13 protein-coding genes and 1 other RNA gene are annotated in these 13,544 nt (G+C 50.3%); 2 read left to right on the top strand and 12 right to left on the bottom strand.

Translation table 11 applies throughout. The features are described 5' to 3' along the window. Window positions 1–46 precede the first annotated feature (46 nt). From KNO95_RS01525 to KNO95_RS01500, 6 genes are all read right to left on the bottom strand, one after another. Window positions 47–343, bottom strand: a complete 297-nt coding sequence (locus tag KNO95_RS01525) for a DUF1292 domain-containing protein (RefSeq protein WP_214702341.1) — start codon at window positions 341–343, stop codon at window positions 47–49. 14 nt (window positions 344–357) lie between these two features. Beyond that, complete coding sequence (gene ruvX, locus KNO95_RS01520; protein ID WP_026826426.1) at window positions 358–780, bottom strand: Holliday junction resolvase RuvX; 423 nt, start codon at window positions 778–780, stop codon at window positions 358–360. Between the two features lies 1 nt (window position 781). Next, the gene (locus tag KNO95_RS01515) at window positions 782–1,048 is read right to left on the bottom strand and encodes an IreB family regulatory phosphoprotein (protein WP_026826427.1); all 267 of its coding nucleotides are present in this window, start codon (window positions 1,046–1,048) and stop codon (window positions 782–784) included. Between the two features lie 37 nt (window positions 1,049–1,085). Then, on the bottom strand, window positions 1,086–3,728 hold the full coding sequence (alaS, locus tag KNO95_RS01510) for an alanine--tRNA ligase (RefSeq protein WP_214702345.1): 2,643 nt from the start codon (window positions 3,726–3,728) through the stop codon (window positions 1,086–1,088). A gap of 310 nt (window positions 3,729–4,038) precedes the next feature. After that, window positions 4,039–6,246 carry an SF1B family DNA helicase RecD2 gene (gene recD2 / locus KNO95_RS01505; protein WP_251129218.1) on the bottom strand — a complete coding sequence of 736 codons (2,208 nt, stop codon included), beginning with the start codon at window positions 6,244–6,246 and terminating at the stop codon, window positions 4,039–4,041. A 70-nt stretch (window positions 6,247–6,316) separates the two neighbouring features. Then, window positions 6,317–7,003, bottom strand: coding sequence for a hypothetical protein (locus tag KNO95_RS01500; protein WP_214878188.1), 687 nt, complete (start codon window positions 7,001–7,003; stop codon window positions 6,317–6,319). Window positions 7,004–7,118: 115 nt separating this feature from the next. Between KNO95_RS01500 and KNO95_RS01495 the strand changes: the two genes are divergently transcribed. Beyond that, on the top strand, window positions 7,119–7,667 hold the full coding sequence (locus KNO95_RS01495; RefSeq protein WP_026826431.1) for a VOC family protein: 549 nt from the start codon (window positions 7,119–7,121) through the stop codon (window positions 7,665–7,667). A 59-nt stretch (window positions 7,668–7,726) separates the two neighbouring features. Here KNO95_RS01495 and KNO95_RS01490 read toward each other — a convergent pair whose 3' ends face one another. Genes KNO95_RS01490 through cymR form a run of 4 tightly spaced genes read right to left on the bottom strand, consistent with a single transcriptional unit; the run spans window position 7,727 to window position 11,082 of the window. Beyond that, entirely contained in the window at window positions 7,727–8,386 is a 660-nt protein-coding gene (locus KNO95_RS01490; protein ID WP_026826432.1) for a tetratricopeptide repeat protein, read from the bottom strand. An 11-nt stretch (window positions 8,387–8,397) separates the two neighbouring features. Next, window positions 8,398–9,519, bottom strand: coding sequence for a tRNA 2-thiouridine(34) synthase MnmA (mnmA, locus tag KNO95_RS01485; protein ID WP_026826433.1), 1,122 nt, complete (start codon window positions 9,517–9,519; stop codon window positions 8,398–8,400). Continuing rightward, window positions 9,520–10,656: a cysteine desulfurase family protein gene (locus tag KNO95_RS01480; RefSeq protein ID WP_026826434.1), complete on the bottom strand. Its 1,137-nt coding sequence runs from the start codon at window positions 10,654–10,656 to the stop codon at window positions 9,520–9,522. It abuts the gene before it with no gap. An 18-nt stretch (window positions 10,657–10,674) separates the two neighbouring features. Beyond that, complete coding sequence (gene cymR, locus KNO95_RS01475; protein WP_026826435.1) at window positions 10,675–11,082, bottom strand: cysteine metabolism transcriptional regulator CymR; 408 nt, start codon at window positions 11,080–11,082, stop codon at window positions 10,675–10,677. Window positions 11,083–11,142: 60 nt separating this feature from the next. Here cymR and KNO95_RS01470 point away from each other — a divergent pair, with 60 nt between their 5' ends. Beyond that, window positions 11,143–12,450 carry a replication-associated recombination protein A gene (locus KNO95_RS01470; protein ID WP_026826436.1) on the top strand — a complete coding sequence of 436 codons (1,308 nt, stop codon included), beginning with the start codon at window positions 11,143–11,145 and terminating at the stop codon, window positions 12,448–12,450. Between the two features lie 21 nt (window positions 12,451–12,471). Here the strand turns inward: KNO95_RS01470 and KNO95_RS01465 are convergent, their stop codons facing one another. Next, entirely contained in the window at window positions 12,472–13,239 is a 768-nt protein-coding gene (locus tag KNO95_RS01465) for a tRNA threonylcarbamoyladenosine dehydratase (protein ID WP_026826437.1), read from the bottom strand. 95 nt (window positions 13,240–13,334) lie between these two features. Next, window positions 13,335–13,521: non-coding RNA, 6S RNA (ssrS, locus tag KNO95_RS01460), on the bottom strand. Window positions 13,522–13,544 lie beyond the last annotated feature (23 nt).

Below are 13,544 nucleotides of genomic sequence, written 5' to 3'. Positions count from 1 at the left end.
AAAAAGAGAGGCGACGAGGGATGATCCCTAGCCGCCCGTCCCCTATTTAGTCTAGACCGACTTCGTCGCTGACGACATCGAATGCTTCCATAACCTCGTCAAAGTCTTCATCGTCTTCGACAAGCTTCAAGATGAATTCGCCATCTTCAAGTTCTTCAATTTCAAATGCATATACTTCGATTGTGTCTTCATCTTCTGTTTCCGGAGCGCCGACCGGCTCAAGCACGACGAATGTCTTTTTCGTGCGATCGCTTGTCATACGGAAAATTTCTGCAAATAAATGCTCGTCTCCATTTTCATCTGGAATACGGTACATTTCTTCTTCACGACGGATTTCTGCCATGAGAGATTCCTCCTTTAATTCCCGGAACGATCCAGGTAGTTTTGTAAAATCATCACGGCCGCCATTTTGTCGATGACCGCTTTTCTCTTTTTGCGGCTGACATCTGCTGAAATGAGCATCCGTTCCGCCTGCATCGTCGTCAATCGTTCGTCCACCAACACACTCGGAAGACCAGTCTGTTCAGTGAGGGCTTCAGCAAATGCTTCTGATGCCTCTCCACGAGGACCGATTGTTCCGTTCATGTTTTTCGGGTGACCGACAACAACTTCTTTCACATCGTACTGTTCGATAATCGGACGAAGGAGACGAACGGCCTCTTCAAAGTCAGGTTCAGTCCAGTAGACTGTCTCCACACCTTGTGCCGTCCATCCCATTAGGTCACTTACCGCGACACCAATTGTTTTCGAACCGACATCGAGTCCCATGACTCGCTTCATATTAACCCTCTCTACGATCGTTCAAATACGATTTGACCAACTCTTCGAGTAGTTCGTCCCGCTCAATTTTGCGAATCAAGTTTCGCGCATCATTATGACGTGGAATGTAGGCAGGGTCACCTGACAATAAGTATCCCACGATTTGATTGATCGGTTGATATCCTTTTTCCTCGAGTGCTTGATATACCGTAATCAGCGTTTCGCGTGTGTTAGCACGTTGATCATCTTCTGGAAAATTGAATTGCATCGTGCGATCCATTTGGCTCACAAGAATCCACCTCTTTCCGTTTGCACTTCACACTCTATTATGCCAGTGATTGGACATAATGTGAAGCAAACTTCAATGCTTCATCTAGTTTTGTTACATCGCGCCCTCCGGCTTGCGCCATGTCTGGACGACCGCCACCGCCGCCACCGCAACGTGTCGCAACTTCTTTAATGAGTTTTCCGGCATGGAAGCCTCGGTCATTCAAGTCTTTCGTCACGCCCGCGACGAGGTTGACTTTGTCTCCGTTCGCAGACCCAAGGATGATCACGGCAGAACCGAGTTTTCCTTTCAAGTCGTCGACCATGCTACGAAGAGCATCCATATCTTGTCCATCGACACGTTTCGCGATCAATTGGACGTCACCGATTGTCTCGATTGCATCTGTTAAAGAAGACGCTTCGATGTTCGCAAGCTTCGCTTTGAGTGACTCTGAAGCGCGCTCTACTTCTTTGATTTCAGCCTGAAGTGCCTGAACACGTACCGGAACCTCGAGAGGTTTCGTCTTCAATAGTTTCGCTGCCGCTTCAAGCGTCTCGATTTGCAGGTTCATCACTTCGTATGCGCCAGCACCTGTGACCGCTTCGATTCGACGTGTCCCAGCGCCAATCCCTGACTCAGACAAGATTTTAAAGAGTCCGATTTCAGCCGTATTGGATACGTGGCAACCACCACAAAGTTCAACCGAGTAGTCACCTGCTGATACGACGCGAACGACATCGCCATATTTCTCACCAAAGAGTGCCATCGCTCCTTTTGCTTTCGCATCAGCGATGTTCATCTCTTCGATGTCGACACCGATCGATGCCCAAATCTTCTCGTTTACTTGACGCTCAATCGATTGAAGCTCGTCGGGTGTCACTTGACCGAAGTGAGAGAAGTCAAAACGAAGGCGATCTGGTGTCACGAGTGATCCAGCCTGGTTGACGTGCTCGCCGAGCGTGTCTTTTAGCGCGCGGTGAAGAAGATGCGTCGCCGTATGGTTTTTCACGATCGCTTGACGTGATGCTTGGTCGACCGTTGCCGTGACTGCCGCTTCCGCTTTTGCCACACCTGATTCGACCGTGACCGTGTGTAAGTTTTGACCGTTCGGTGCTTTTGACACATCTTTGACACGAAGAACGAAATCTTCTCCGACGATTTGTCCTTTGTCACCGATTTGACCACCGCTTTCTGCGTAGAATGGTGTCTGATCGAGCATCACTTGTGCTTCTTCCCCGGCAGCGACGACATCGACGAGTTCGCCATCGTGAATCAAGCTGACAATTTTTGCATTCGTCTCTAAATTGTTGTAGCCGAGGAACGTCGATGGCATCGTGATGTCCGCGAGCACACCTGACTGAATCTGCATCGATTCAACGTCGGTACGCGCTTGTCGTGCACGTTCACGTTGCTCATTCATCGCTTCTTTGAAGCCGTCTTCATCGACCGTCATCTGATGATCTTCTGCGTATTCGATTGTCAATTCAAGTGGGAAGCCGTATGTGTCATAAAGACGGAACGCATCTTCACCGCTGATCACGTTCGACCCTGCTGCCTTTTGTGCTTTTGCAACTTCGTTCAAGATCGCGAGTCCATCGTTCAATGTTTCATGGAAACGCTCTTCCTCGTTTTTAATGACTTTTTTAATGAAATCTTTCTTCTCAGTCACTTGTGGATAGAAGTCGATCATGATGTCTCCGACAACATCGACGAGTTCATACATGAACGGACGCTCGATGCCAAGCATCTTCGCATAACGCACGGCACGACGGAGGAGGCGACGAAGTACATATCCACGTCCTTCGTTCGACGGAAGTGCCCCATCACCAATCGCGAACGATACGGTACGAATATGGTCCGCGATGACTTTGAACGCGACATCTTTGCTGCTATCTTGGCGGTAAACGTCTCCGCTGATCTTTTCTGTTTCACGAATGATCGGCATGAAGAGATCGGTATCGAAGTTCGTCGGAACATCTTGAAGGACGCTCACCATCCGTTCGAGTCCCATCCCCGTATCAATGTTTTTACGTGGGAGTTCCGTATAATTCCCGTGCCCATCATGGTTATATTGACTGAATACGATGTTCCAGATTTCAAGGTAACGCTCGTTCTCCCCACCTGGATACAGTTCAGGGTCGGTCGGGTCGTCTCCAAACGCTGGTCCTCGGTCGAAGAAAATCTCTGTATTCGGACCAGACGGGCCTTCACCGATTTCCCAGAAGTTATCTTCAAGCGGGATGATGCGGTCAGCCGGCACACCGAGCTTCAACCAGATCTGTTTCGACTCTTCATCGTCCGGGTGAATCGTGACGGACAGGCGCTCCGTGTCGAGACCGTACCATTCGTCACTCGTCAATAGCTCCCAACCCCATGTGATTGCTTCTTCACGGAAGTATTCACCGACTGAGAAGTTTCCGAGCATTTCGAAGAATGTATGGTGACGAGCGGTCTTCCCAACGTTCTCGATATCGTTCGTCCGAATCGATTTTTGAGCGTTGACGATGCGTGGGTTCGCAGGGATGACACGACCATCAAAATATTTTTTGAGTGTCGCTACGCCTGAGTTGATCCACAAAAGAGTCGGGTCTTCGACCGGAACGAGCGAAGCACTCGGCTCAACGCTGTGACCTTTTGATTTAAAGAAATCTAAGTACATTTGGCGAATCTGTGCGCCAGTCAATGATTTGAGCGGTTTCATGAACAATTCCTCCTTAAATTCTGAACGAAACGAAAAAAAGCGATGCCTGCCCCTGTGGAAAGGGACGAAAGCATCGCTTCGTGGTACCACCCTCGTTCGCACGGTAACACCGTGCCTCGAAACATCCGTTAACGTGGATGAGGCGCCCAGGTTGAGTGGGAACTCCAGAATAGCTTCGGTCGGCCTGCCCCCATCTTCTCGCAGCCTAGGAAGATGTCTCTGTAGAGGTGGTGACGACGTACTCATTTCCTTCATCGTCTGTATCGTTTCAGTTGTCTATTCGTCATTATCACACGCGCTTATGAAGACGTCAAGACTTCCCACCTAAGCGCTCGACCAATTTCGTCCGTCGTACTGGTTCCTCTTCTCGCGTGGCCGCCTCGAGTGCCCGTACGTCCCCGAACAGCAGTAAACTTTTCTTCGCCCGGGTCACAGCTGTATAAATCAAGTTACGCGACGACCGGAATCCTCCGTTGAAGAAGACCGGCATGAGCACGATTGGGAACTCCGAACCTTGTGACTTATGAATCGTGATGGCGTAGGCGTGAGTAAACTGATCCCATTCACTACGGTTATATTCGACTTCCGTCTGGTCGAATCGAATATAAATCTTATCGACCTTGTCGACGTTCTCTTTGGCGAAGAAGATGTTCGTGATTTCACCGATGTCTCCGTTATATACGTTTTCTTCAGCATTATTGACGAGTTGTAGCACTTTATCGCCATTTCGGTAAATGCGTGTCCCGTGTTTTACTTCACGAGCATTCGATTTAGGATTGAACACATTTTGGAGCGCCTCGTTCAACCCGTCAATCCCGCATACACCACGATACGTCGGAGCGAGTACTTGGATGTCAAACGGTGAATACCCTTTCCGAAGGGCAGCCCCTGCCATCTGACAGATCGCTTGAAGCGCCGTCTCCTGATTCGCCGTATAGAAACGACGGTCCGGGAGAGCCGCCAACAAATCGTCCGGCATTTTCTTGGCGTTCAAAGAATGCGCGAGCCGTAAAATACTCGACTCCGACGCTTGACGATGGACGACGTCAAGTCGAACGACCGGAATCCCGTCCGTCTGCATCAAATCCGCAAGTACTTGCCCCGGTCCGACAGACGGGAGCTGATCGCGGTCTCCGACGAACAAGATTTTCATGCCGTTCGGTACCGCTTTGAGCAAACTTCGGAACAAGAAGATGTCAATCATCGATGCCTCATCGACGATGAGGACTTTCCCGACAAGCGGATTCGTTTCATCCACTTGGAACGAACTTCCGTCGAACTTCAACAGACGGTGAATTGTCGAGGCCGGTAGCCCTGTCGACTCACTGAGGCGTTTCGCCGCTCGACCCGTCGGTGCGGCCAAGACGAATGGGAACGGTTGGTTCGGTACAGGCTCTAACTTCCAATCGAAGACGTCACTGAGTGCATGAATGATGCCTCGAACGACAGTCGTCTTCCCTGTACCCGGCCCTCCGGTGAGTACCATGAGCGGTGATTTAAGTGCGAGCTCAATGGCTTCTCGTTGCTGTGTCGCATATTCGATCGAGAACATCTCCTCAACACGTCCGACCGCATCAAAGATTGTCGTCATGTCCACGTCTTCTGTCGTCGACGTCGCCATGATTCGGGCTAACTCCTCTGCCGCCTTCCGTTCGGCACGGAAGACACGGGGATGATAGACGACCCCGTCTTCGATAACGACTCGTTCCTCTTTCGCAAGTGACTCCAAAGCCGTGACGAGGGCGTCACCTGGGTCCGCTCCGATGATGCGAGGCATCTCGGCCTCGAGTTGGTCTGCGGTTACATATAGATGACCGTTCCCTTGTTCGAGTTCTAATACGTAAAGTACTGCTGCCGCGATGCGTTCAGGATGGATTCCTTGAATCCCAAAATGCGCGGCGATGGCATCGGCCGTTTTGAAGCCGATGCCTTGCACATCGTACATGAGCGCGTATGGATTCTTTTCAATCGTTTCCATCGCTCGGCCTTCATATTCTTTATGAATCTTTGAGGCGAGACGTGGCGTCACGTCGAATGGGGCGAGAAATAGTAACAGTTGGTCGACCCCGTATAAGACGTTCAGACGTTCCGTAATCACATGTGCCTGTTTCTCTTTCAACCCGTCGACCTCTGACAGGATGCTCGGATGTTTCACGATTTGGTCGATACAATCGTCGCCGAGAGCATCCGCAATCTTCTGCGCCGTCTTTTGACCGATTCCAGGGAAAGATCCGTTCGTCAAAAAGCGGACGGCTGCCCGTTTCGTCATCGGGACGACACGGCGAATCCAATCGGCCTTCATCTGTTTCCCAAATTTAGGGTGTTCGACGAGACGACCGTGCGCCTTATACGTCTCGCCTTTCTCGATGCCGACACCGACGCCCGCGATGACCATCTCGGTCTCGTCCGTCTCAAAATTCTTTTCTTTTATTCGTACGAGCGCGATCGTGTGCGCTTCTTCTTCTGATTGAAACAGGACTCGAATGACTTTTCCAGTCAACTCATAAGGTGCTGCCATCATATCCGACACCTCCAGCTATTTTTCCATCATCCATTATAGCCCGAGATGAATCGATTGAACAAATGACCTATCCGAACAGATTTAAGATTTGTTCAATCCGATCAAGGTCGACGACTTCTAAAATGCGTATCAACTGTTCGATATCGACCCGGTCCAAAATGCGCTCAACCTGATCAAGGTCCACTTCTTCAATCAGACGCTGAATCCGGTCTAAGTCCCCAGATGCCTGATATGCCTCGAGTTTTGTGAAGAGCTCGGTCTTCTCGATTCGAATCGAATCTTCCAGCATTCCCCTCGCCCCGAATAGGACGAGACCGATGACCGCCAACTGAATCAACCAGTTCGTCACGACTTTCCAAAACGGGACGGTCTGATCGATGAATGGGATGAGCGGAATGAACGTCAATTGTAAGAGCAAGATTCCGACTTGGATATATACGTTCGGAATGAGGAATCCGAGTACTGCAAGAAGCAATGGAACGACCCACCCGACACCGACGTGTTCAGATGTATGCTGCCAAGACTTCCGTTCCGAGTACACATAGTGAACAACCCATCCGACAATGAGGAGCGCTACGAACAGCATGAGTAATAACATCAAGAGCCCTCGTGGTTCAATGACCACTTGATACAAAATCGTATTCGTCCACTTCCCGTCTGCCAGTCGTTCATTCACCGATTCAAATAATTGTGTGAACCACACATACTCGACAATGAAAAACAAAATGACACTGACCATGCTGAATTTTCGCAAGCCACTCGACCTCCTTCTATAAGTTGTCATTCCCCCACTTCAAGAGGGGTAGTCGCGTTTTTGATTCAAAGAAACGGGGAACTGTTCGAATGACACAGTGAAGGAGGAGTCATAAATGGGTAAACGAATTCCAGTCAGCGGATTATGCGAACTCGTGTTAGAAGTGACGGATATGGAAGAAGCGGTAGCATTTTGGCATGAAAAATTAGGTCTCCCTGTCGTCGAACAATGGGTCGGAGACGATGCCGAGCCAAGTAAGTCACAAGAACACGCGAACGAGCCGTGGGCAACATGGCTCTATATCGGAGGGAATACGCGACTCGGACTTTGGTTGAAGCGTAACTTCACAGAGGAAGAAAACGCGAACCGCAAACAAGATGTGACCGATTGGGACACACTTTATGACGAAGGTGGCGTCCACGTCCATTGCGCGTTCTTCGTTCCGATAGAGTCGTTTGAAAAAGCACTTGAGATTTTGAATGATACCGATGTCCCGGTCAAACTGCGAACGTGGGATGAAGACGAGACGAAAAATGGGAAAGAGCGCTCTGCTTACTTCAAGGATCCGAGCCATAACATTATCGAACTGTATACGAAAAATATGGACGAGGCTTACGGAGAATTTGCCGGAGAACCCGTCAAAATCACGACGAAACAACTCTAATCGCGTTAACGAAAAAAGTGCCATCGCTCCATTGCGATGGTACTTTCCTATTCAAGAAATCAGTTCCCAAGCAGTGCATCCATCTTCGCGATGGCGTCACGTGCAAGTTCATGATCCGGTTGCATCTCCAAGACGCGTTGAAGCTCGGCATATGTTTTTTCTTGGTCTCCCAAGAAGGCATATGCGATTGCCAAGTTGTAGCGTGCATCCGTATGGCTCGCATCGAGGTCTAGCGTCTCTTCCAATGCGTCGACCGCTTCTTCCAACTGTTCACTTTGCGCAAGTGCAAGTCCGTATTGGAACGTGATTTCCACGTCTTCCGGCGATTGTTTCTTCGCCTCACGTAGACGTGGCATCGCGCGAACAAAATCACCCATCGCCTTGTACGTCAAGCCGAGCATGAAATGAAGATCGGCATCGTCCATCCCCGAAAGGAGTGCTTGGCGAAGCGAGGTCTCCGCAGACTCCAATTGTTCAAGTTCATAAGCGAGAGCGCCTTTCGCATAGTGCGCGGCACCGAATGAATCATCGAGTTCAATCGCTTTGTCATAGAAGATGGCGGCACGGTCGTAATCGTTGATCGCCTGAAGCAACGTTCCCATGTTGACGAAACCTGTTGGGTCCGTCGGGTTCTCTTCAATCGCCTCATTGAAATGTTTGGCTGCCTGTTCAAATTCACCTTGTTGCATCGCTTGGATGCCTTGTTCGTTTGCGTTCATATTCAATCACCTCATCCGATATAGTCGAGTCGTTTGCCGTTGCGGTATGCTTCGTCGATTGTCGCTCCACCGAGACAGACGTCGCCGTCATAGAAGACCACGGCCTGTCCTGGTGTGATGGCACGTTGCGGCTCATCGAACTTGACGAGGACTTCGCCATTTTCGAGCGGAGCGACCGTGACCGGCACGTCTTGTTGACGATAGCGGAACTTCGCCGTCGCCCGGAACTCATTTGTTGGAGCAACACCCGTCCAAGAGAGTTTTGAAGCAAGGAGCGCGTCCGAATAGAGCGCGTCATGATGGAAGCCTTGTCCGACGAACAAGACGTTGTTCTCCACATCTTTTCCGACGACGAACCAAGGGTCCCCGTCGCCACCAATCCCGAGACCGTGACGTTGTCCGAGCGTATAATACATCAACCCGTCGTGACGTCCTTTGACGACACCGTCGAGCGTCCGCATCTCACCTGGTTGTGACGGAAGATATTCCGATAAGAACTCTTTGAAATTCCGTTCTCCGATAAAGCAGATCCCAGTCGAGTCTTTCTTCTTCGCTGTCGCGAGTCCTGCTTCTTCGGCGATCGCACGCACATCTTTCTTGTCCATATGACCAATCGGGAACATCGTCCGCGCGAGTTGGTCTTGAGACAATTGGTTCAAGAAATACGTTTGATCTTTGTTGTCGTCTTTTCCTCGTAGCAGACGGTGTTCGCCGTCAACGTAATTCACTTGGGCGTAATGCCCCGTCGCGACAAAATCGGCACCGAGTCGAAGAGCATGTTCAAGGAATGCTTTGAACTTGATTTCTTTGTTACACATGACGTCCGGGTTCGGCGTTCGACCGAGACGATATTCTGCTAAGAAATATTCAAAGACGCGGTCCCAATATTCTTTTTCAAAGTTGACCGCATAGTACGGGATCCCGATTTGGTTGGCCACGGCGATGACGTCTTCATAATCCTCTGTCGCCGTACACACACCGTTCTCATCCGTGTCGTCCCAGTTTTTCATAAAGATTCCGATGACATTGTACCCTTGTTCTTTCAAGACGTGGGCCGTCACCGATGAATCGACGCCACCTGACATGCCGACGACGACCGTCGTCTCTTCAGGGGCTTTCGTGCGTAAATTCATCTATCTCACTCCGTTCATAAATGTCGAGACGACTTCTTGTAGTCGCTCCGCGAGCCGTTTCGCGTCCTCGACCGAGTTGCCGTGTCCAAAACTGATTCGAACAGACTGACGCGTCCGTTCTGAATCCCCGTACATCGCCGACAATACATGGGACGGTTCGACCGACCCTGCCGTGCAGGCACTCCCACTCGAAATCGCCATGCCTCGCATATCCATCATGATGAGGAAAGGTTCAAGGTCAATTCCAGGGAGGTATAGGTTCACGATGTGAGGTAAACGGTTTGACCCGTTCACTTCATAAGTTACGCCTAGTTCGTCAAGACGTTGACGCAGCGCCAGATCGAGCGACGCATAGAGTGTCACCCGGTCCTCACGCTCTGCCATGATGAGTTCAGCTGCTTTTTGGAATCCGACGGCACCCGGAACATTTTCCGTGCCGGCTCGACGTTTACGTTCTTGTTGTCCACCAAAAGAACGTGACGCTAATTTTACACCTGTTTTCATGAAAAGAAAACCGATACCTTTTGGCCCATTCACTTTATGCGCGGACGCCGACAATAAATCGACATGGATCTTTTTCACATCGATTTCTTCTGTACCGAGCGCCTGTACCGCGTCGGTATGGAAAATGGCTTGATGGTCTTGTAACAACTCGCCAATCGTTTGAATCGGTTGGCGCGTCCCGACCTCGTTGTTGCCGTACATGATCGACACGAGAATCGTGTCATCTCGTAACGCGGCCCGGAACACATCTACATCGACAGCTCCTGACGCGTCGACATCGAGATACGTGACGTCAAACCCCTCTCGTTCGAGCTGTTCCATCGCATGAAGCACGGCATGATGTTCGACTTTCGTCGTGATGATATGTTTGCCTTTTCCTTTGTGGGCATAGACTGCACCGAACAAGGCATAATTATCCGACTCCGTCCCACCTGACGTGAACACGATTTCGTTCGGTGAAGCACCGATCCATTTCGCAAGGACACGACGTGACGAATCGAGCGCCGCTCGGGCATTACGACCAATCCCGTGAATGCTCGACGCGTTCCCATACGTCTCTAAAAAGTAAGGTGTCATCGCTTCAAGGACTTCCGGTCGCATCGGCGTCGTCGCAGCGTGATCAAAATAGTTCATAATAAGGTCACCTCGTTCTTAAATATAAAACATGTAGCCGTCTGACTCTTCTTCTGCGAGGTCAGCGAGTGTCGTCTCATCTAGGACAGTATCGATTGCCTCTTTGATTTTATCCCAAAGCTTTCGTTTCACCGCATCATCTGCTTCAGAGTCCTCGACAACGGCTAAAGGTCCTTCAAGTAAGCGTATAATTTCTCCTGCCGTCACTTCTTCTGCCGGTTTGACGAGTTGATAGCCACCGTATGCACCACGTACGCTCTTGACGAGGCCTCCGTTTCGGAGCGGACCGATCAGTTGCTCTAAATAATGCTCCGGCAACTCGTGACGTGCCGCGATTTTTTTTAAACTGAGCGGTTTGTTGTCTGTCTCTCGTGCCAACGCAATCATAATCGTTAAGCCATAACGGCCCTTTGTAGATATTTTCATCTTCAAGTCTCCTTCTGTTATACTAATCGAACAAACGTTTGTCGAAAGGAATGGTTACGTATGCCTGATTTGTTTCATCAATCGAATGGTGGACCGCTCGCCAACCGGATGCGCCCCGAAACGTTAGATGACGTGATCGGACAGCGACATATCGTCGGCGAGGGCAAGCTCCTTCGCCGTGCCATCGAAGCGGATCGACTCGGTACGATTATTTTATACGGTCCACCGGGTACCGGTAAGACGACACTCGCTCGTGTCATTTCGAATTACACGAAGGCGACGTTCGTCCAATTGAACGCCGTCACCGCCAAGCTCGATGAATTGCGAAGCGTCATTCGTGAAGCGGAGTCCCGGTTTGACTTCGACGATGAGCGAACGATTCTTTTTTTAGATGAGATCCATCGATTCAATAAACTTCAGCAAGACGCGCTTCTCCCTGCCCTTGAGTCCGGAAAGCTCGTCCTCATCGGAGCGACGACCGAAAACCCGAGCTTTGAAGTGAATGCCGCCCTGTTGTCTCGGGCGACGGTGTTCCGACTTGAGCAGCCGGGTGCCGAGGAGTTACGTGCCGTCCTTGACCGGGCGCTCCATGACTCCCGTGGTCTCGGGAACTACCCTGTGAAAATGGATGAAGCTGCTGCTGACCATTATATCAAAATGGCGGACGGTGACTACCGTGTCCTATTAAATGCACTTGAACTCGCCGTCTTAACAACGCCAGAAGTGAACGGGCAGATTCACATCACACTAGAGGTCGCAGAAGAGTCGATTCAACAAAAATCGATCAAATATGATAAAACGGGCGACCGACACTACGATGTCATCTCGGCCTTCATCAAATCGATTCGTGGTTCGGACCCGGATGCCGCGCTCTACTGGCTCGCCGTCATGATCGAAGCTGGCGAGTCCCCGCGCTTCATCATGCGTCGTCTTTACGTGCATGCCGCAGAAGATATCGGAATGAGCGATCCGAACGCGCTACTCGTCGTCGATGCGGCAGCACGCGCGAGCGAATACATCGGCTTTCCTGAAGCCCGTATACCGATTGCAGAAGCTGTTCTTTATCTCGCGACCGCCCCAAAATCAAATGCGGTCATCACTGCCATCGACAAGGCGCTCCATCATGTCCGAACAGTCGAAGGTGGACCTGTACCGGTGCATCTCCGCGACGCCCATAGTCCCGGGGCACGTGAACTTGGGAACGGGGTCGGTTATAAATATCCTCATGATGAAAAAGACGGGTTCGTTCCTCAAAACTATTGGCCTGAGAATTTGGCCCGAAAACGACCGAACTACTATAAGCCGACGCCTCGTGGATTCGAGCAACAAATCCAAAAACGGCTTGAGTATTGGGAAAAACGACGCTGACTCACAACGAGTCGCGTCGTTTTACTTTTGGATTCGATTGATCTCGACTCCTGCTTGTTCGAGCAAGTCGTTAATGACGTAACCGGCAGCTACAAGTCCTGCGACCGATGGGACGAACGCGTTCGAGCTCGGTGGCATCTTTGCTTTCCGGATTGGAGCGTCTTTCTTCCCGACGACCTCGTTCACGTCTTCACGCGTCACAATTGGAGATTCGTCCGAGAAGACGACTGGGACCCCTTTATAAATCTTTTCTTTACGGAGACGTGTCCGAACCATCTTCGCAATCGGGTCATACGATGTATCTTTGATGTCGACGACTTTGATGCGAGTCGGGTCCATCTTGTTTGCCATCCCCATACTCGAGATGACTGGAATACCACGGCGCTTACACTCTACGATTAAATGGATCTTATAAATGATCGTATCTGAAGCATCAATGACATAGTCGATGTTTTGAGCGAAGAATTCTTCGTACGTCTCTTCTGTATAAAACATCTTCAGTTGAACGAGGTCTAAGTCCGGGTTGATGTCGAGGAGACGCTTGCCCATCGCTTCTACTTTCGGTTGACCGACTGTCGACAACAACGCGTGGATTTGACGATTGACGTTCGTGATGTCGATGTCATCTTTATCGACGAGGACGATGCGTCCGACGCCACTGCGCACAAGTGCCTCGGCTGCGAATGAGCCGACGCCACCGACACCTAAAATCGCGACCGTTTTATTTTTTAAAGCATCGAGGCCTTCTGAACCGATGGCCAATTCATTTCGTGAAAACTGGTGTAACATGTTTCTTCCTCCAACCAATTCTATTTTCTCATACTATTTTACTCGGAATTATATTCAAAAAAAAGACGTCTCGCGACGTGTTTACAAAAAAATCGATGGGGCCCGGAGTGCCGTGACGATGCCTTGCTTTTGAACCTGCGTATGCAGGTGGGTGACCTAGCGTTTCCTTCACAAGTCCTCCTGCACGTGATGAGGCAGTTGATCCGGTTAGCAGTTCGGTCTCCCGTATTCAAAGTGTTGGCTCAAAATAACGAAGGCGGCTCTCGTACACCTCAGGTATCCCATCTGTTGATTTAACTATAGCG

The sequence above is a fragment of the Exiguobacterium sp. ERU653 genome (assembly GCF_018617775.1).
GTDB classification, from domain to species: Bacteria; Bacillota; Bacilli; order Exiguobacteriales; family Exiguobacteriaceae; genus Exiguobacterium; species Exiguobacterium marinum.
Note: the sequence above shows the minus strand (reverse complement) of the source record. Positions and strands in the feature narration are given on the sequence as shown.

Coding starts and splice junctions, on each gene's coding strand:
- KNO95_RS01495 (WP_026826431.1), top strand. CDS start 7,119: ATGGGTAAACGAATTCCAGTCAGCGGATTATGCGAACTCGTGTTAGAA.
- KNO95_RS01480 (WP_026826434.1), bottom strand. CDS start 10,656: ATGAACTATTTTGATCACGCTGCGACGACGCCGATGCGACCGGAAGTC.
- recD2 (WP_251129218.1), bottom strand. CDS start 6,246: ATGGCAGCACCTTATGAGTTGACTGGAAAAGTCATTCGAGTCCTGTTT.
- KNO95_RS01465 (WP_026826437.1), bottom strand. CDS start 13,239: ATGTTACACCAGTTTTCACGAAATGAATTGGCCATCGGTTCAGAAGGC.
- mnmA (WP_026826433.1), bottom strand. CDS start 9,519: ATGAATTTACGCACGAAAGCCCCTGAAGAGACGACGGTCGTCGTCGGC.
- KNO95_RS01525 (WP_214702341.1), bottom strand. CDS start 343: ATGGCAGAAATCCGTCGTGAAGAAGAAATGTACCGTATTCCAGATGAA.
- ruvX (WP_026826426.1), bottom strand. CDS start 780: ATGAAGCGAGTCATGGGACTCGATGTCGGTTCGAAAACAATTGGTGTC.
- cymR (WP_026826435.1), bottom strand. CDS start 11,082: ATGAAAATATCTACAAAGGGCCGTTATGGCTTAACGATTATGATTGCG.
- KNO95_RS01470 (WP_026826436.1), top strand. CDS start 11,143: ATGCCTGATTTGTTTCATCAATCGAATGGTGGACCGCTCGCCAACCGG.
- alaS (WP_214702345.1), bottom strand. CDS start 3,728: ATGAAACCGCTCAAATCATTGACTGGCGCACAGATTCGCCAAATGTAC.
- KNO95_RS01490 (WP_026826432.1), bottom strand. CDS start 8,386: ATGAACGCAAACGAACAAGGCATCCAAGCGATGCAACAAGGTGAATTT.